The sequence below is a fragment of the Stenotrophomonas sp. SMYL8 genome, assembly GCF_036320065.1.
GTDB classification, from domain to species: Bacteria; Pseudomonadota; Gammaproteobacteria; order Xanthomonadales; family Xanthomonadaceae; genus Stenotrophomonas; species Stenotrophomonas maltophilia_A.
On the sequence record NZ_JAWIRR010000004.1, the window covers coordinates 206,503 to 224,540 of the forward strand.

General features: G+C 66.9%; 18 protein-coding genes. 9 read left to right on the top strand and 9 right to left on the bottom strand.

Translation table 11 applies throughout. The features are described 5' to 3' along the window. Window positions 1-114: 114 nt before the first annotated feature. The 3 genes from prmA to fis all read left to right on the top strand — a co-directional run bounded on the left by prmA (window position 115) and on the right by fis (window position 2,235). The gene (prmA, locus tag V3B25_RS05970; protein ID WP_107433184.1) at window positions 115-1,035 is read left to right on the top strand and encodes a 50S ribosomal protein L11 methyltransferase; all 921 of its coding nucleotides are present in this window, start codon (window positions 115-117) and stop codon (window positions 1,033-1,035) included. A 42-nt stretch (window positions 1,036-1,077) separates the two neighbouring features. Next, window positions 1,078-1,845, top strand: a complete 768-nt coding sequence (locus V3B25_RS05975) for a DUF3426 domain-containing protein (protein WP_329810304.1) — start codon at window positions 1,078-1,080, stop codon at window positions 1,843-1,845. 114 nt (window positions 1,846-1,959) lie between these two features. Further along, window positions 1,960-2,235 carry a DNA-binding transcriptional regulator Fis gene (gene fis / locus V3B25_RS05980; RefSeq protein ID WP_005419706.1) on the top strand — a complete coding sequence of 92 codons (276 nt, stop codon included), beginning with the start codon at window positions 1,960-1,962 and terminating at the stop codon, window positions 2,233-2,235. A gap of 128 nt (window positions 2,236-2,363) precedes the next feature. Here fis and V3B25_RS05985 read toward each other — a convergent pair whose 3' ends face one another. Genes V3B25_RS05985 through V3B25_RS06010 form a run of 6 tightly spaced genes read right to left on the bottom strand, consistent with a single transcriptional unit; the run spans window position 2,364 to window position 8,164 of the window. After that, a complete protein-coding gene (locus V3B25_RS05985) occupies window positions 2,364-3,359 on the bottom strand; it encodes a phosphatidate cytidylyltransferase (protein WP_005414654.1) in 996 nt (331 codons plus the stop codon). Beyond that, window positions 3,356-3,985 (bottom strand): lysophospholipid acyltransferase family protein, encoded by a 630-nt coding sequence (locus tag V3B25_RS05990; protein ID WP_005411260.1) that lies wholly within the window; start codon window positions 3,983-3,985, stop codon window positions 3,356-3,358. Before V3B25_RS05990 ends, V3B25_RS05985 begins: the two co-directional genes overlap by 4 nt. Before the next feature lie 13 nt (window positions 3,986-3,998). Further along, window positions 3,999-4,436: a hypothetical protein gene (locus V3B25_RS05995; protein ID WP_329810305.1), complete on the bottom strand. Its 438-nt coding sequence runs from the start codon at window positions 4,434-4,436 to the stop codon at window positions 3,999-4,001. Next, complete coding sequence (locus V3B25_RS06000; protein WP_329810321.1) at window positions 4,433-5,737, bottom strand: phosphatase PAP2/dual specificity phosphatase family protein; 1,305 nt, start codon at window positions 5,735-5,737, stop codon at window positions 4,433-4,435. Before V3B25_RS06000 ends, V3B25_RS05995 begins: the two co-directional genes overlap by 4 nt. Before the next feature lie 23 nt (window positions 5,738-5,760). Next, window positions 5,761-7,512, bottom strand: a complete 1,752-nt coding sequence (locus tag V3B25_RS06005; RefSeq protein ID WP_329810306.1) for a bifunctional alpha/beta hydrolase/class I SAM-dependent methyltransferase — start codon at window positions 7,510-7,512, stop codon at window positions 5,761-5,763. A gap of 34 nt (window positions 7,513-7,546) precedes the next feature. Then, window positions 7,547-8,164 (bottom strand): CDP-alcohol phosphatidyltransferase family protein, encoded by a 618-nt coding sequence (locus V3B25_RS06010; protein WP_201117493.1) that lies wholly within the window; start codon window positions 8,162-8,164, stop codon window positions 7,547-7,549. Window positions 8,165-8,387: 223 nt separating this feature from the next. On the opposite strand from V3B25_RS06010, the gene purH reads away from it, so the two are divergent. The 3 genes from purH to purD are packed head-to-tail and all read left to right on the top strand — an operon-like array spanning window position 8,388 to window position 12,208. Next, the gene (gene purH / locus V3B25_RS06015) at window positions 8,388-9,971 is read left to right on the top strand and encodes a bifunctional phosphoribosylaminoimidazolecarboxamide formyltransferase/IMP cyclohydrolase (protein ID WP_049423484.1); all 1,584 of its coding nucleotides are present in this window, start codon (window positions 8,388-8,390) and stop codon (window positions 9,969-9,971) included. A gap of 16 nt (window positions 9,972-9,987) precedes the next feature. Further along, window positions 9,988-10,866 carry a hypothetical protein gene (locus V3B25_RS06020; protein ID WP_329810307.1) on the top strand — a complete coding sequence of 293 codons (879 nt, stop codon included), beginning with the start codon at window positions 9,988-9,990 and terminating at the stop codon, window positions 10,864-10,866. Between the two features lie 58 nt (window positions 10,867-10,924). Further along, entirely contained in the window at window positions 10,925-12,208 is a 1,284-nt protein-coding gene (gene purD, locus V3B25_RS06025; protein ID WP_329810308.1) for a phosphoribosylamine--glycine ligase, read from the top strand. 113 nt (window positions 12,209-12,321) lie between these two features. Here the strand turns inward: purD and V3B25_RS06030 are convergent, their stop codons facing one another. From V3B25_RS06030 to rpoH, 3 genes are all read right to left on the bottom strand, one after another. Further along, window positions 12,322-12,654 carry a DNA-binding transcriptional regulator gene (locus V3B25_RS06030; RefSeq protein WP_019338970.1) on the bottom strand — a complete coding sequence of 111 codons (333 nt, stop codon included), beginning with the start codon at window positions 12,652-12,654 and terminating at the stop codon, window positions 12,322-12,324. Next, window positions 12,638-13,021, bottom strand: a complete 384-nt coding sequence (locus V3B25_RS06035; RefSeq protein ID WP_236494389.1) for a type II toxin-antitoxin system RelE/ParE family toxin — start codon at window positions 13,019-13,021, stop codon at window positions 12,638-12,640. Before V3B25_RS06035 ends, V3B25_RS06030 begins: the two co-directional genes overlap by 17 nt. Window positions 13,022-13,197: 176 nt before the next feature. Continuing rightward, a complete protein-coding gene (rpoH, locus tag V3B25_RS06040; RefSeq protein ID WP_071229352.1) occupies window positions 13,198-14,073 on the bottom strand; it encodes an RNA polymerase sigma factor RpoH in 876 nt (291 codons plus the stop codon). Window positions 14,074-14,430: 357 nt separating this feature from the next. Between rpoH and V3B25_RS06045 the strand changes: the two genes are divergently transcribed. From V3B25_RS06045 to V3B25_RS06055, 3 genes are all read left to right on the top strand, one after another. Further along, window positions 14,431-14,823, top strand: coding sequence for a BlaI/MecI/CopY family transcriptional regulator (locus V3B25_RS06045; RefSeq protein ID WP_032129544.1), 393 nt, complete (start codon window positions 14,431-14,433; stop codon window positions 14,821-14,823). Continuing rightward, a complete protein-coding gene (locus tag V3B25_RS06050) occupies window positions 14,820-16,349 on the top strand; it encodes a M56 family metallopeptidase (protein ID WP_329810309.1) in 1,530 nt (509 codons plus the stop codon). Before V3B25_RS06045 ends, V3B25_RS06050 begins: the two co-directional genes overlap by 4 nt. Window positions 16,350-16,480: 131 nt before the next feature. Next, window positions 16,481-18,016 carry a serine hydrolase domain-containing protein gene (locus V3B25_RS06055; protein ID WP_329810310.1) on the top strand — a complete coding sequence of 512 codons (1,536 nt, stop codon included), beginning with the start codon at window positions 16,481-16,483 and terminating at the stop codon, window positions 18,014-18,016. Window positions 18,017-18,038 lie beyond the last annotated feature (22 nt).

Sequence of the window (18,038 nt, forward strand, 5' to 3'; positions counted from 1 at the left end):
GCCCGACGGGCGTGTCTGAACGGGCTTCGTTCATCTCCGAGCGGCATCTCAGGCAATACGGAGACGCCCCGATGGTCTAGCATGGCCCCCTTTCCCGCGATTGCCCCCACCACCATGCCGTTCCTGGAACTGACCCTGCGCTGCACCGAAGCCACCCAGCCCCGCTATGAAAATGCGCTGGAGGACGTTGGTGCACTGGCCGTGACCCTGCTCGATGCCGAGGCCGATACCAGCAACGAACAGGCCATTCTCGAACCGGGCGTGGGCGAGACCCCGCTGTGGGACACGCTGGTGCTGAGCGCACTGTTCCCCGCCGACAGCAACGCGCTGTTGCTGCTGGCCGCACTGGAATCCTTCGATCCGGAGCTGGACTGGAGCAGTGGCAGCTTCCGCGCGGTCGAGGATGAAGACTGGGAACGTGCCTGGCTCGACCAGTTCCAGCCGATGGACTTCGGCAGCCGCACCTGGATCGTGCCGTGGAACCATGAACTGCCGGAGGCCGCACAGGCCGCCGATGCCGCCGTGGTGCGGTTGGACCCTGGCCTGGCGTTCGGTTCGGGCACCCACCCGACCACCGCACTGTGCCTGCGCTGGCTGGACCAGTTGGCGGTCGATGGCGTGCTGCAGGGCCAGCGCGTGCTCGACTTCGGTTGCGGCTCGGGCATCCTCGCACTGGCCGCGCTGAAGCTGGGCGCCGCCGAAGCCATCGGCGTGGACAACGATCCGCAGGCCCTGGTCGCCACCGCCGACAATGCCGAGCGCAACGGCGAGCAGGCCCGCATGCATGTGTACCTGCCGCAGGACGAACCGGTCGCGACCTATCCGATCGTGGTCGCCAACATCCTCGCCTCGGCGCTGGATGCGCTGGCCGAACTGCTGGCTGCGCGCGTTGCTGCCGGTGGCCGCATCGCCCTGTCCGGCATCCTGCATGGCCAGGAAGGCGAACTGCTGCAGCGCTATGCAGCATGGTTCGACGATCTGCAGGCCACCCAGGATGGCGACTGGATGCGCATCACCGGCGTGCGCCGCGCCTGATCGTGGTTGAATGACCGCTGGATCCGAGCCCGCACCCTGAGCATGTCCGAGCCGAACCCACCGCGCCGTCCCCTGGCCACCTTCCTGCGCACCGCCCCGGAAGGTTCGCCCGTGCCTGCGACCGATGCGCGCACGCAGGAACCAGAAGAACACGCGTCGCCTGCCATGCAGGTGCCAGCCGGGCCCGCCGAAGCGGCGCATGTGGCTGCGGAGATGCAGCACGACGATGCGCCTGTCATCGTTGATGACATTGCGGCCATCGCGTCGGCACCGGTTGCAGTGCCGGCGACGACGGCCGCCGTTGAGGCGCCGAGTTTCCTTGGCAGTGCGCGCCCCCGCAGCCTGCCGGCACCGCGCTGGCACTGGCTGCTGGTTGCAGGGCTGGCGCTGCTGCTGGTGCTGCAGAGCGTGCTGGCCGACCGTGCGCGGCTGGCCGCCGACGCCGGCAACCGTGCTTGGCTGGGCACGCTCTGCGGCCTCCTGCGCTGCAGCCTGCCGGCCTGGCATGAACCCACCGCCTTCACCATGACCAGCCGCGAGATCCGGCCGCTGCCCGGCCAGGCCGGCGTGCTGCAGGTGCAGGCCAGCATCCGCAACGACGCACGCTGGGCACAGGCCTGGCCGGACCTGCGCCTGTCACTGTCCGATGCTGATGGCCGGGTGATCGGCAGCGGTGTGTTCACGCCTGCGCAGTACCTGGGCGAGGACCCCGGCGCCGCCCTGCTGGAACCGGGCCAGAGCGCGCGCGTCGCCTTCCGTGTGCAGGAGCCCGCCGCATCCACCGTCGCATTCACCTTCGACTTCCTCTGAACGTGAAAAGGCGACCGGCCGTGGCAGGCCGGGCACGCTCGCGCTAGACTGGCCGCCACCACCTCGTCCGGCCGCGCGCACCGCGCGCACGGGCCCACCGAATCGGGAACCCCCTTGAACGCTGTCCTTTCTCGTCCTGACAACAGTCGTGGCGCTCCCCGGCCACCGCTGCGTGAACACGTCGCCCAGTCCGTGCGCCGCTACCTGCGTGACCTTGATGGCTGCGATGCGGACGATGTCTACGAGATCGTGCTGCGCGAGATGGAGATTCCGCTGTTCGTGGAAGTGCTCAACCACTGCGAAGGCAACCAGAGCCGTGCCGCCGCGATGCTGGGCATCCACCGTGCCACCCTGCGCAAGAAGCTGAAGGAATACGGCATCAGCGCGTAAGCGCGCACGAGGGTAGTGCCGGCCGCTGACCGGCAACCCCATGAACGACGGCAGGATGTTGCAGTGCCCGACCAGCGGCCGGCACTACCGGTAGATCCACGCCATGCGTGGATGAAAGCCCGGCAGAATCAACCGCCCCCGCCCGCCTTCCAGTAATACCGCACCACGTGGAAGAACACCGGCGCGGCGAAGCACACCGAATCCAGCCGGTCGAGCATGCCGCCATGGCCCTCGATCATGTGGCCCCAGTCCTTGATGCCCCGGTCACGCTTGATCGCCGACATCACCAGGCCGCCCCAGAACCCCATCAGGTTGATCAGCAGCGACAGGCCGAACGCCTGCAGCGGCGTGAACGGGGTGATCCACCACAGCGCCGCGCCCAGTGCGCTGGCACTCAGCACGCCGCCGACGAAGCCCTCCACCGTCTTCGACGGCGACAGCTTCGGCGCGATCAGGTGCTTGCCCAACAACTTGCCCCAGATGTACTGCAGCACGTCCGAGGACTGCACCACGATCACCAGGAAAGCAAACAGCAGCACGTTGCGCGAGGGGTCATGGCCCGGCACGTGCAGGTTCAGCAGCAGCGGCACGTGCGAGATGCAGAACACGCAGATCATCAGCCCCCACTGCACCTTCGCCGTGCGCTCCAGGTAGTGCGTGGTATCGCCGCCGATGGTCGACAGGATCGGCAGGAACAGGAACGCGTAGACCGGAATCAGCAGCGTGTACATGCCGTACCAGTCGATCCACACCAGGTAGTACTGCCACGGCAGCACGATGTAGAACGCGGCCAGCAGCGCGTAGTAGTCGCCCGAGCGGGTCGGCGCCAGGGTGATGAACTCGCGCAGGGCGAACAGCGAGATGATCGCGAACAGCACGATCACCCCGGCGCGGCCGAAGAACAGCGCCAGCCCGACCACGATCGCCATTACCCACCACGCGCGGATGCGCGACACGAGGTTGGCGATGACCGCGCTGGGCCTGCCGCGCTGGCGCCATCGCAGCGTTTCGGCCACCAGCGTGGCCAGTACCAGCACCGCACCGACGCCAGCGAACAGCAGGCCGGTCTGCTGGCCCACGCTCTGCGCTGCCAGGTCGCCGGACACATCGATCAGGAAACTCATGCGCGCCCCCCGTTCGGCGCCAGGTCCAGCAGCGCCTGCCGGCTGCGGGCCAGGAAGGCCGCCTTGTCCTCGTCGGCCTGCAGCCGCAGCGGCGTACCGAAGGTGGCCGTGCACAGCAGCGGCAGCGGCAGGAACCGGCCCTTGGGCATCACCCGCTTCAGGTTGTCGATCCACACCGGCACGAATTCCAGCTCCGGTCGTTGCCGTGCCAGGTGATAGATGCCGCTCTTGAACGGCAGCAGCGGCTCATCGCCCACGTTGCGGGTACCTTCCGGAAACAGGATCAGCGAGCAGTCTTCGTCCACCGCGTCACGCAGGGCCTGCAGTGGATCCTGCTGGCGATGGCCGGCCTCGCGCTCGACCAGCACGCCGTTGAACACCGCATCGATCAGGTAGCGACGCAGGCCGTCGCGCTGCCAGTATTCGGCCGCGGCAACTGGCCGCACCTGGCGCCGCAACGCAGGCGGCATCGACGACCAGATCAGCACGAAGTCGCCATGGCTGGCGTGGTTGCCGTAGTACACACGGCGCTCGCTGGATGGCGCGCAACCGATCCACAGCGCGCGGGCACCGGTCACTACATGGATCGCGCCACTGCAGGCGCGCGCAATCAATTCAGCGAACATCGGTCCCTCCCGTTCACGTCTGCGGCCACAACACGGCCAGCACCAGCAGTGCGAACTGCACTGCAGTCAGCAGGTACTGGCGCAGCAGCAGGCGACGCATGCCGGCCCAGCGCGCATCCCAGCCGCGCAGTGGCGCATCGGGCGACGCGCGGCGCAGGCCACTGGCGCGCAGCAGCTGGTCGGTGCGGCGCGCGGCGGCTTCGCCGTCCAGGCCTTCATCGCGCAGCAGCTGCAGCAGGCTGGCATCCAGCGCCACCCGCCACGCGTGGTAGATCTGTGCGATGCCCGCGGCAACACTGAGCAGCAACAGGCCGGCGGCAATCATCGCCAGGCCAGGTTCGGTGCCGAGCAGCAGCAGCGCCACCAGCAGCAGGCCCAGCGACAGGCCGGCCGGCCAACGGCCCTGCCGCAGCAGCAGCTGCATGGTCGCCAGATCGGGAACCGTACTCACGTGCGTGATCCCGCTGCAGCAGTGATGGCATGCAGATGCGCCGCGCCCAGCACGATGCCCGGACGTGCCGTGCGCACGATCGCCACCGCGGCATCGGTATCGGTGGCACGACCACTGCGCAGCAGCCAGGCCGCCACACTGGCAGCACTGCGCGAATAGCCCAGCGCGCAACACACCAGCAACGGTCCATGCGCACGCAGCCGCTCGATGACCTCGGCCGCCTCGCGCAACTGGTGCGGCGTGGGCACCACCAGGTCCAGCATCGGCACGCTGGCATACGCCGCGCCCGGTGCACGACAGGACAGTTCGGCACAGGCATCGACCACGCCGACCAAGGGTGCCGGCAATGCAGCGCAGGGAACACGCCCCAGCCATACACCGTCCATCACCGGCACCGGCTGCGGCGCGCGCCGCGTCCACAGCCGCGAATTGATCCAGGCCGCACCCAGGTACGGGGCCAGCAACCAGCGTGCCGCCATGGTCAGGCGACCATCGGCACGCTTCTGGAACACCGCCGTACCGAGCCCCGCATACGCCAACGCCACCAGCAGCAGCGATACCACCGGCCACAGCAGCCACAACGCCGCGCCACGCAGAAGCACCACCGGCACCAGCAATGCAGCGGCCCCCAGCAGGTACAGCGCTGCCAGGCGCCAACGTCTCGCATCACGCGCGGTGCGCCAGGCACGCAAGGGTGGCGTGCCCTGCTCCGGCCACAGCCAGACGCACAGCCAACCGGCCAGCAGGCCGGTCGGGATATCGATGAAATGATGCTGGAATGTGGTCAGCACCGAGACGCCGATCAGCAGCGCCCACACATGCAGTACCCAACGCCACACCCCATGCAGGTACTGCGCGAATTTCACCCACAGCACGATCAGCAACACGATGTGCAGTGATGGCGCCTGGTTGAACGGCTTGTCGAAGCCCAGCAGCACATCGAACAACCAACCGAACACACCGCCGATCTCCGGCCGCTCGAAACTGAAGCGCAGTGGCCACAGCAGGAAGCAGGTCACCGCGATCAACTGTGCACTGAACAACCGCAACGCATGCCGGTCCAGCTCCAACCGTTGCCGGCACAGAAAGATGGAAACCGCATAGAACAGATCGATCGACCAGTACGGCACGATCGTCCACGGTACGAACGGAATCTGCGTTTCCCATCCGAACGCCATCACCGGCAGTTCGGCATGGCGGCCAGCCATCCAGTTGGCGAAGCCATAGCTGGCGAAGAAGAATGGGCCCAGCAGGGCCAGCCACAACAGGGCGCGCCGCCAGGGGCGCCCCTCTGCGGCCAGCGGGGATGCGGCGAGCGTCGCCATCACGAGGTCCGGCGCGCCAGCGACACCGTGAAGATGCCGAAGTCGTCGATACGCTGCGCCACCTTCTCGAACCCGGCCAGGCGCACCAGCTCGTCCATTTCCTGCTGGGTACGGCGGCGCATCACCCACGCGGCGCCGCCACGGTGGCTGGTCAGCGCGCGGGCGATGAACTCCAGCTGCGGGTGCCACGGCTGGCCGGTATAGGCCAGGTAGCCGCCCGCCGGCACCGTCGCAGCAATGCCCTGCAGCGAGCGCAGCACCGCATCGTTGTCGGGGAACAGTTCGTACAGGCCCGATACCACCGCCAGCGTCGGTGCTGGATCGACCTTGGCCAGCTGTGCCGGGTCGAACGCATCACCCTGCTCGAAGCGCGCGATGTCGGCCGCCCCCAGGCGCTCGATCAAGGCCTGACCCTGGGTGACGTTCAGATCACTGAAGTCGCGCAGCACGATGCGCTCGGCGCGCTGTTCGCCCTGGCCCAGCGCTTCCAGCACGTAGCGGCCATGGCCGGCGGCCACGTCCAGCACGCGCACCGGCGTGCCCTGCCCGCGCAGGCGCTGGGCAGCGTCGCGCAGCAGTTCCTGCAGGTGCTGGCCGCGAATGCGGATGCCGCGCCAGCCGATCGCATCCAGATAGTTGCGATCGACCATGCGCCCCAACGGGCCCTTGCCGCGCGCCTCATCGCGATAGATGTAGTCGAGCGTGCTGCCCGAATCGAATCCGGTCTGCAGACCCAGCGCGATGCCTTCGGACAACGTTCCGCCGAAGCGCAGGCCGCCACGTACCACGCGCCAGCGCAGGTCGGCCAGGCTGTTGCGTTCCGGTGGCCAGGCCAGGATCTCCGATTCTTCGAAAGTCGGCCCATGGCGGTGCGCATCGCGCCGCGACAGTTCGCGCAGCGGCTCGGCGAAACGTGCCTGGATGAAACTGCGGATACGCGCCAGCGCCGGCGCCCGATCGCGCTCGCCCAGCGTATCGTGGAAGAAGCCCGGCAGATGCACGCGCTCCTTGATCGGGCTGGACAGGCGCTCGTAGAAGCGGTCCTGCGGGCCACGGTGCACCACGAAATCCGAGCCGGACACCAGCAGCTGCACCGGCACGCTGATCGCCTGCGCATCGGCGACGATGCGGTCGGCCGCTTCGTACAGGCCCAGCAACACGCGCACCGAGATCGGCCGGGTGATCAGCGGATCGGTGCGGTAGCTTTCCACTCGCGCCGGATCGTGGGTCAGCCACTGCGGCTTGACGTAGCTGTTGACGAAGAAATTGCCGCGCAGCTTCTGCATCAAGGCCAGGCCCGGGCGTGCGAACGGCACGTACAGCTTCACCTTGAACGCCGGCGAAGCCATCACCAGCGCGCGCAGGCGCGGCGCGTAGTCGTGCACCCAGGTGGCGGCGACCACCGCCCCCACGCTCTGTGCGATCACCACGATGTCTTCCACCGCGATGCCATGCTCGGCGCCGATGTGGGCGATGAAGCTGTCCAGATCGCGCACCAGCGCCGGGAAGCCCGGGGCATCGCCTCGTGCGCCGGGCGAACGGCCATTACCGCGTGCATCCCAGGCGAAGAAGGCGGTGTCGGGCAGGTCCAGCTCATCGACCAGGTGGGTGACCCGGCCAGAATGTTCATGGCCGCGATGCAGCAGCACGACAGCCTTGGTGGCTGGGGTCGCGGTGGTGCTCGCCCAGTACCGGTAGAACAGCGGTACCTGGTCGAAGCTGTGGAATTCCCGTTCCTGCGCCTGACGCATGCAATCTCCTGATTGTCTTTTTGTATCTGCTTGATTAATTCGGCGAAACCGCCGCTTCCCGCAGTCCGCGACGGACGCGATTGATCATCGTCAGCACGCACAGCACCGCCATGGCCGCGGCCACGCCAGTGACAGTCATCGCAGCCCCCCAGCCGAGCGCCAGCAGCAGGCCCAGCACGCCGATGACGAACGCGCGGTCGCTCTTGCCCATCGGGCCGTCATAGCGGCGGCTGGCACCGACCATCAGCCCCAGCACCCCGGCGTACTCGCTCAGGGCCGCCGTCCAGGCCAGCAGCCACAGCGCTTCCGGGCGCACGCCCGGCACGCTGAGCAGGCTCAGGTACAGCGCCGCGTCGGCGATCACATCGCACAGCTCGTTCAGATAAGCGCCCAGCCGCGACTGCTGGCCGAACTCGCGGGCCAGCATGCCGTCCACGGCGTTGAGTGCCATGCGCAGCAGCATCCACAGCGGCAGCAGCAGGTACAGCAGGGGCTGGGCCGGCGCGCAGCACCACACGGCGGCAGCCACCAGCAGCGAGACCACGGCGGCGGCCACGGTCACCGTATTGGCGGTGATCCCCATGCGGTATAGACCGCGAACGGCTGGACGCAACAGGTCCTGGAAACGTCCTTTCAATGCATAGATCGACATGATCCGTACCCGCTGATCCTTGGCAGTGCGGGCACAGCCTACCCCATCGTCGGCAGATTCCGACAACCCGGCTCCGGTCCACAGCCCAGCCCCCAGACCGGTCCGGATCGATGTGCCCGACCCGGCCTTACGCCGATTGCCATGGCAAATTGCCCCTTCCAGCGCCCGCCACCGGCCCCCACCGCCTACAATATCGGCCCCGCTCCGCTGCCGATTCTGTCCCATGACTGCTGATCTGTTGCCCGTCCGCCGGGCCCTCCTCTCCGTTTCCGACAAGACCGGTCTGGTCGAGCTGGCCACTGCGCTGGCGGCACGCGGCGTGGAGCTGCTGTCCACCGGCGGCACCGCCAAGGCGATCCGCGATGCCGGCCTGGCCGTGAAGGACGTGGCCGACGTCACCGGCTTCCCGGAAATGATGGACGGCCGGGTCAAGACCCTGCACCCGATGGTGCACGGCGGCCTGCTGGGCCGTTCGGGCCTGGATGATGCGGTGATGGCCGAGCACGGCATCGGCGCCATCGACCTGCTGGTGCTGAACCTGTACCCGTTCGAGTCGGTCACCGCCAAGGCCGATTGCACCCTGGCCGACGCGGTCGAGAACATCGACATCGGCGGCCCGGCCATGCTGCGCTCGGCGGCCAAGAACTTCGCCCGCGTGGCGGTGTCCACCGATCCGTCGCAGTACGCCGAGCTGCTGGCCTCGCTGGAGGCCAACAACGGCCAGCTGTCGGCTGCCACCCGCTTCGCGTTCTCGGTGGCCGCGTTCAACCGCGTCGCCCAGTACGACGCCGCGATCAGCAACTACCTGTCGGCGGTCACCGCCACCGACGCTGCGGTGCCGGCGCGTACCGAGTACCCGGCACAGATGAACTCCACCTTCGTGAAGGTGATGGACCTGCGCTACGGCGAGAACCCGCACCAGAGCGGCGCGTTCTACCGCGACCTGTATCCGGTGCCGGGCACGCTGGCCACTTTCCAGCAGCTGCAGGGCAAGGAACTGAGCTACAACAACCTGGCCGATGCCGACGCGGCGTGGGAATGCGTGCGCCAGTTCGATGCGCCGGCCTGCGTCATCGTCAAGCACGCCAACCCGTGCGGCGTGGCGGTCGGTGCCGGCAACGGCGATGCCTACGAGCTGGCCTACGCCACCGACCCGACCAGCGCCTTCGGCGGCATCATTGCCTTCAACAAACCGCTGGACGCCGCCACCGCCAAGGTGATCCTGGACCGCCAGTTCGTCGAAGTGCTGATTGCCCCGGACTACGAGCCGGCTGCGCTGGAGTACGCGCAGAAGAAGGCCAACGTGCGCGTGCTGCGCATCCCGCACGGCGATGGCCTGAACAACTTCGACAGCAAGCGCGTCGGCTCTGGCCTGCTGCTGCAGTCCTCGGACAACCGCGGCATGACCCGCGACGAACTGAAGGTGGTCAGCAAGCTGGCGCCGACCGACAAGCAGTTCACCGACCTGCTGTTCGCCTGGAAGGTGGCCAAGTTCGTGAAGTCCAACGCGATCGTCTATGCCAAGGACAACCGCACCATCGGTGTCGGCGCCGGCCAGATGAGCCGCGTGTACTCGGCCCGCATCGCCGGCATCAAGGCCGCCGATGCGAACCTGGTGGTCGAGGGCTCGGTGATGGCCTCTGATGCGTTCTTCCCGTTCCGCGACGGCATCGATGCCGCTGCCGCCGCCGGCATCAAGGCGGTCATCCAGCCGGGCGGTTCGATGCGCGATGCCGAAGTGATCGCCGCCGCCGACGAACATGGCCTGGCCATGGTGTTCACCGGCGTGCGCCACTTCCGCCACTGATCCTGGAGCGACACGGATGTCCACAGTTTCAATGAAATCGCTGGCCGCCCTCGCCCTCGCGGGCGCGGCCGTACTGGCGGGCTGCAGGCCTGCCGGCGAGCCCAGCGTGGCGCCGAAGGTGGATGCGCCTGCAGTGGCCCCCGCCTCACCGGCGCAGCATGTCAGCCGCACCGCACGACTGCAGGCTTTCCTGGCCCAGCGCTACGGCAGCAACGCCACGCTCTCCGCTGAATGGCGCGGTAGCTGGACCGACGATGGCGATACCCATGCGGTGGACTGGCAGGTCTGCGCGGAACAACCGGTGGTGAGCGGAGACAGCTGGCAGCAGTTGTTGGCCGTGTGCGGTGCGCTGGTCGATGGCGCGCACATCGACCCGGGAACGATCGAGTTCTTCGTGCTGCGCCCCAAGGGCGATGGCTTCGAGGTGACCAGCGAACTGACCGGCGAGCGCTTCGGCAGCGGCGGCCAACCCGGCACCGCCAGCGTCATCCGCGCCGGCAGCGACTTCTATGGTTTCCGCGTCGAGGACGGCTGGTTCGGGCAGGGCTTCTCGCTGCTCTCGCAGTCGCTGATCCTGCCGGGCCCGAACGGCCTGGTGGCCAGTGGCAGCCTGCGCAGCCATATCGACAATGACGCCCAGTACGAGTGCGACACGGTCGACGCCAGTACCGACCCGGACACCGCCAACGACTGCCGCACCCGCCGTTTCAGCATCGATTTCGCCCTGCGTTTCGACGACAGCGACCGCAGCGCGCGGGTCTGGCCATTGCTGATCGACGAAACCGGCACCACCTGCGGTGGCAAGCAGGTCCGGCAGGAACACCGCTTCACCCTGGACCCGAAGACCTGGGCCTATTCCTTCCCCGAATCGCTGCGACGCGAAGGCTGCGAGTGAACCACGCGCGCCGCCGGGGATATCGATCTTCCCTTCCCACGCAATCTGGAATCTCGTGATGAACGTACTTGTCATCGGCTCTGGCGGCCGCGAACACGCCCTGGCATGGAAGCTGGCCCAGTCCTCCCGTGTCACCGAAGTGATCGTGGCGCCCGGCAACGCCGGCACCGCCAGCGAAGACAAGTGCCGCAACGTGGCGGTCAAGGTCACCGATATCGACGGCCTGCTGGCGCTGGCACAGGCCGAAGGCGTGGCGCTGACCGTGGTCGGCCCGGAAATACCGCTGGTGGCCGGTGTAGTCGACCGCTTCCGCGCTGCTGGCCTGCGTATCTTCGGGCCGACCGCCGCTGCCGCGCAGCTGGAAGGCAGCAAGGCCTACGCCAAGGACTTCCTGGCCCGCCACGACATCCCCACCGCGTTCTACGCCGTGCACACCGACGTGGACGCCGCGCTGGCCTACATCCGCGAGAAGGGCGCACCGATCGTGGTCAAGGCCGATGGCCTGGCCGCCGGCAAGGGCGTGATCGTGGCGATGACCCAGGTCGAAGCCGAAGACGCTGTGCGTGACATGCTCTCGGGCAACGCCTTCGGCGATGCCGGTGCCCGCGTGGTGATCGAGGAATTCCTCGACGGCGAGGAAGCCAGCTTCATTTCGATGGTGGACGGCGTGCATGCGCTGCCGATGGCAACCTCGCAGGACCACAAGCGCGTCGGCGACGGCGACACCGGCCCGAACACCGGCGGCATGGGCGCCTATTCGCCGGCCCCGGTGGTCACGCCGGAGGTGCACGCCCGCGTGATGCGCGAGGTGGTGAACCCGACCGTGCAGGGCATGATCGCCGACGGCATCCCGTTCACCGGCTTCCTCTATGCCGGCCTGATGATCGATGCCAGCGGCGCGCCGAAGGTGATCGAATTCAACGTGCGCTTCGGCGATCCGGAAACCCAGCCGGTGATGCTGCGCCTGCAGTCGGATCTGGTGGAGCTGGTGGAAGCCGCCATCGATGGCCGGCTGGATCAGGTGGAAGCACACTGGGATCCGCGCCCGTCGCTGGGCGTGGTGCTGGCCGCGAAGCCCTACCCGGAAGCACCGATCACCGGTGACGTGATTTCCGGCCTGGATGATGTGCCGGCCAGTGCCAAGGTGTTCCATGCCGGTACGGCATTGGATGCGCAGGGCCAGGTCGTCAGCGCCGGCGGCCGCGTTCTGTGCGTGGCCGCACTGGGCGACAGCGTGCGCGACGCGCAGGCGAATGCGTATGCAGGCGTGGCCAAGGTGACCTGGGCCAACGAGTTCCACCGCAACGACATCGGCTGGCGCGCGATCGCACGCGAAGAGTGACGGCCGCGCCGCAGCCACGCATGGCGTGGCTCTACTGACACTGGGTAGATCCACGCCATGCGTGGATTGAACGCCTCGGAAAAACAAAGGCCCGGCAGAACCGGGCCTTTGCTTTACAGGACTGCTTCGAGTCCCTTCCGATCAATCAGGTTAAGCAACTTCAGTGACGGTCCGCTGGGCTTCTTTTCGCCCTGCTCCCAGCTGCGTACGGTGGAAACGCTGGTATTGAGAACTCCCGCAAAGACCGGCTGACTGAGCTGCAATGACGTACGCAGGGCACGTATCTGGGCACTGCTGTACTCAGGCACCGGCTCAAGGCAAAGCGCTTCGTAGCTGCTCAATCGACGTTTATCGATGAAACCATGCGCGTGCAGACTCACAGCGGCATCATGCACCGCTTCAAGAAGCGCACTTTTCGCGCGCCGTCGCTCAGGGGTCTTCGTCATGGTCGATCTCCTGTAGATCCCCGTACTCCACGGCACGATTCAACTGCGCCGCACTCATTTTCAGGAACTCCGATGCGTACAACTGCAGCGCATCGCGTTCCGCATTCGTGATCGCAGCACGCTCATTCTTCTCGTAGCCGAAAAGTAAGAACCAATGCCCGCCTCGCTGTGTGGCGACGATGATTCGAACGCTCCCGCGCTTTCCTCGCCCCGGCAAGGCAACGCGCTTCTTGAAGATTCCGCCGCCAAGATCAGCATCCACCAGACTCGCTTCCATTTCACGTACCGACCGGTACAGCGCAGCGTCGGACAGGGTGGTCCTGCGCATGCTGCGATTGAAACTTCGTGTGAGGAAGACGCGTGGCATGATCATACCGTGCCACTGCGTGGTACAGCGTAAACATCAGCATCCAGCACATGATCAGGTCGGCGCAACCACCGTCCTGGCGTCAGAATAGAGCCACGTCATGCGTAGCTAAGCCCCACAAACGAAAAAGGCCCGGCACTGCTGCCGAGCCTTTCACAATTGCGACGCCTTTCCGCTTACGCGGTGAACAGCGCCTTCATCTTCTTCAGCGCGTTCGCTTCAACCTGGCGGATACGCTCGGCCGACACGCCGTATTCGTCAGCCAGTTCCTGCAGGGTCACCTTGCTGTCCGCATCCAGCCAGCGGCGGCGGATGATGTCGCGCGAGCGGGCGTCCAGCTCGGCGAGGCCTTCGCGCAGCAGCTGCATCTGGTTGTCTTCGCTGTCCTCGCGCTCGTAGGCCATCGACGGATCTTCGTCGTTGGCAACCAGGAACGCGGCCGGCGACGGCGGCGCGTGTTCGTTGTCTTCGTCGGCCGGCGCATCGAAACCGATATCGCGACCGGACAGGCGCGACTCCATTTCCATGACCTCGCGCTCGGACACGTTCAGGTCCTTCGCCACCGCGCTGACCTCAGCCGCGTTCATCCAGCCCAGGCGCGTCTTCGACTTGCGCAGGTTGAAGAACAGCTTACGCTGCGCCTTGGTGGTGGCGACCTTCACGATGCGCCAGTTCTTCAGGATGAACTCGTGCATCTCGGCACGGATCCAGTGCACGGCAAAGGAGACCAGGCGCACGCCCATGTCGGGGTCGAAGCGCTTGACCGCCTTCATCAGGCCGATGTTGCCTTCCTGGATCAGGTCGCCCAGCGCAAGGCCGTAGCCGTTGTAGCCGCGGGCCACGTGCACCACGAAGCGCAGGTGCGAATGCACCAGCTCGCGGGCGGCGTCCAGATCGTTGCCGTCGCGGAAGCGACGGGCCAGGTCCTGTTCGTCATCGACCGACAGCACCGGGATCTGGTGCACGGCACCGATGTAGGCGTCCAGCGAACCGAGCGCACTGGGAATCGGGAGATTGTTTGCCACAAGGGCAGTAGAGGTGTTCTGGCTCATAGGCACCCATCTTAGCAGTCCGGCATTTGGACTGCTAAAGGAGGAAAAAGTTCCAGCGTCCCATTGATGCAACACTGGTCCCAAGCAGAACCCTACCGTAGCGCGATTTGATGACAGTGGCGAGCACGCTTTTCGGGATTCACAATCCCTTGGAATTCAATCAATTACCTGCCGGAAACCGGCCGATTCCGGTCAAGCGGAGCTGAACGGGCCGTTCTTGAGGCCCATTCAGGCCAGAAGACGTTGCCGGGTGTTCAGCCCCGAAGGCTGAGGGCCGCACCTTTACTACTAAGAAACCCGTTGACAGCCATCCGGCGACATGCTCCGATGCATCAACTAATTCATACGTAGAAGCGCATGGCCCGCCCTGTCTCGCAGAATCCCACCCCCGCCGAGCAGGCCATCCTCGACATCCTCTGGGACAAGGGCGAAGCGTCCGTCCGCGATGTGGCGGATGTGCTCGGCGAACACAAGCCGGTCGCGTACACCACGGTGCTGACCATGTTCAACGTGCTGGCGAAGAAGGGCTTTGTCAGTCATCGCCAGGAAGGTCGCGCCTACATCTATCACGCCACGCTCAGCCGCGAGCAGGCCCGCCGGCAAGCGCTCGACCATCTGCTGCATCAGTTCTTCGACGGCTCACCGAACGTGTTGGCACAGCACCTGGTGGACGAACGCGAAATCGACCGCAACGAACTGCAGGCACTGCAGCAGCGCATCAGCGATGCCAGGGCCGGGAGGAAGGAATGAACCTCATCGACATGGCGATGGCACTGGGCCTTCGGCAGTTGCTGTTGTCTGCCGTTGTGCTGCTGCCCGCGCTGTGGCTGGCATGGCGGCGGGCCCTCAGTGCCGAACAACGCTCCTGGCTGCTGACCGCCGCGATGGCAGCGGCCCTGCTGTTGCCGCTCAGCGCCTTCCTGCCGGGCTGGTCGACCACCCTGCCTGCACCGGCACCGCCCGCGGCCGCGTTCCACCCCATGCCCGGCGAAGGGGCAACGACGGAAGAGGCCATCTTCGAAGCCGGACGGCAGCCCGACATCTATTACGTCGAACTGCCGAAGACCCTGCCGACGGTGCTTGCACTGCTTTGGCTGCTGGGCACCCTGTGGCTGGGCATGCGCCTGCTGGACGCGATGCTGCACGCGCGCCGGCTGCGGCGGCTGGCGCAACCGGCGTCCGCCGGATTGCGCGCGGTCCTGGCCGACATCGTGCCCGCCCACGTGACGATCGCCACCTGCGCCGTCGACGGGCCGATGGTCGTCGGCCTGTGGCGCCCGCAGATCCTCCTGCCCCGCCCCTTGCTGGCACGGCTGGACAACAACGTGCTGCGCGACATCGTCCGCCACGAGGTTGCACACCTGGATCGACGCGACCTGTGGACAAGCACGCTGCTGCGGGCGGGAACAGCACTGTTCTGGTGGAATCCACTCCTGCACCTTGCCCAGGCACGCCTGGCGGTACTGCGCGAAATGGCCTGTGATGCACGCGCTGCGATGCAGGCACGCGAACCGCTGGACTATGCAGGTTCGCTGCTGGCCAGCATCGAACAGCTGCAGGCCCTGCGCGAAGAGGCACCGACGCTTGCACTGGGCATGTTCAGTGCACGCAGCCAGCTGGCGCAGCGCATCGATCAGCTGCTGGACGCCGCGTCGCAGTCCCCCCGGCGCCGCAGCCTGTTGGTGCTGGGCCTGCTGCTTCTGCTGGCCTGCACCGGCACTGCGGTGGCTGTCTCACCACGACTCGCCTCACCACCGGTTGCCAGCTCCTCCGATACGCGCGTCAACACGCTGCTCCAGGCCGCCAGCACGCATGACGTCGCGCAGGTCCACGCGTTGGCGGCGGCCGGTGTCGATCTTGATGCGCGCGTGCTCGGCGACGGCACGGCGCTGATCCAGGCCATCCGCGCACGCGATCCGGCGATGGTCGACGCCCTGCTGCAGCTAGGCGCCGACCCCGATCGTGCCGCGCTGGGCGAAGGCAATCCATTGATCGTCGCCTCCGCGCTGGGCCTGCAACCCATCGTCGAGCAGCTGGTGCAGGCCGGTGCAGACGTCAACCGGGTCGTGACCTATGACGAGACACCGCTGATCAATGCCTCGCGCGAAGGGCATCTGGCCACCGTGCAGTACCTGCTCGCGCACGGCGCCGACATCAACCTGGGCGTGGAGGCCGACGGCTGGCTGGGACGCTGGCGGACACCGCTGAACCAGGCCGGCAACGCGGCCGTGCGCGATTACCTGCTGGCGCAGGGCGCCCGCCGCGAACGACGCTGACGCCGCCGCCGCATCGCCTCCCGCGCTGCGGCGATAACCCGTTCCACCCGCAACGACCGGACGCGGCAGGCGTGCGTGGCAACGCGTGTGCCGATCCCGCCCGCTCTTCCACTCCTGCAAGGATGTCGATGATGAACCGCCTGCTGCTGTGTTCGCTGCTGGTCTCCCTGACCCCGTTCCACGTGATGGCCACTGACGCCAGTGCTGAAGACCCTGCGCGCTTTGCCCAGGCAATGGCCCATGGCCTGCGCCCCAGCACCGCGCAGCTGGGCGCCGCGCTGCCGCAGTGGTCGATCGAGGAACGCCTCGCCCACTACAAGATACCGGGCGCTGCCGTTGCGGTGATCCGGAATGGCCAGGTGGTATACGCCGCTGGATTCGGCCTGCGCCAGGCGGGCACGCGCGATGCGGTGGATGCCGATACCGTGTTCTCGGTGGGCTCGGTCAGCAAGATGGGCGCTGCGGCGACCACCCTGAAGCTGGTTGCTGCCGGCAAGGTCTCGCTGGAGGAGAACATCGATCCCCGCCTGCGCCGCTGGCATGTGCCTGCCGATGCGCAGGGACTGCACCCGCCGATCAACCTGCGCATGCTGCTCTCGCACACCGCCGGCTTCAATGTGCATGGCTTCCAGGACTACCAGCCCGCCGAACGCTTGCCGACCTTGCTGCAGACACTGGATGGACTGGCGCCCGCAAAGAATGAACCGATACGCCTGATCCACGCGCCCGGCCAGCAGGTCGACTATTCCGGTGGCGGCTACACGGTGGTGCAGCTGGCGATCGAAGACCTGACGGGCAGAGCATTCGCCGACGTCGCACGTCGCGAGGTGTTCGCGCCACTGGGCATGTCCCGCAGCACGTACCAGAGCCCCTTGCCTGCCGGCTACGGCAACGTTGCCCATGCGCACGACAACAAAGGCCTGCCGGAGGCCCTGCCACGCGGCTGGCAGAGCTTTCCGGAACAGGCGGCGTCCGGGCTGTGGACCAGCGCCAACGACATGGGCCTGTTCGTCGCGGCCCTGCTGCGCAGCATCCGCACCAAGGATGGATGGCTGCCGCAGTCATTGGCCCTGCAGATGGTCAGCGAAGTGGCGCCGGCCGGTCGTGGCCTGGGACCGGAGCTCGCCGGCAACGGCGCCAGTCGCCGCTTCTTCCACAATGGCAGCAATGACAGCTATCACGCCGGCATCGAAGGCTACCCGGAGAGCGGCGATGGATTCGTCATCCTGACCAATGGCGACAACGGCCCCGCACTGCGTGGGGAGATCCGCAATGCCCTGTCCGATGCACTCGGCCACAACGCCAAGCCGGTCATCCGCACGCTTGACCCGACGCTTCTGCGCGACAGCTACCCAGGTTTCAGCGGCCACTTCGTACTCGATGGCGCGCTGCCGATGGACGTCCGCGGCGGTCTCGCTGACTGGTTCGAAGCCACGACGTTGGACGTACAGGCAGGCCAAGCGGGACTGGAACTGCGCCTTCCAGGACGGGGCAAGGCCGTCATGCTCCAGGCACTGACCCCTGTTCGCTTCCTCGCCGGCAGCGTAGGTGCGGAGCTGCTGTTCCACCGTGGTGGCGACGGCACGGTCCAAGCCCTCAGCGTGATCGCCGAAGGCGCGCGTGCCTACTATCGGCGCGCGGATATCGCGCCAGCAGCGGGCCATTGATCCATCGCTGGCGGCGCCGGGC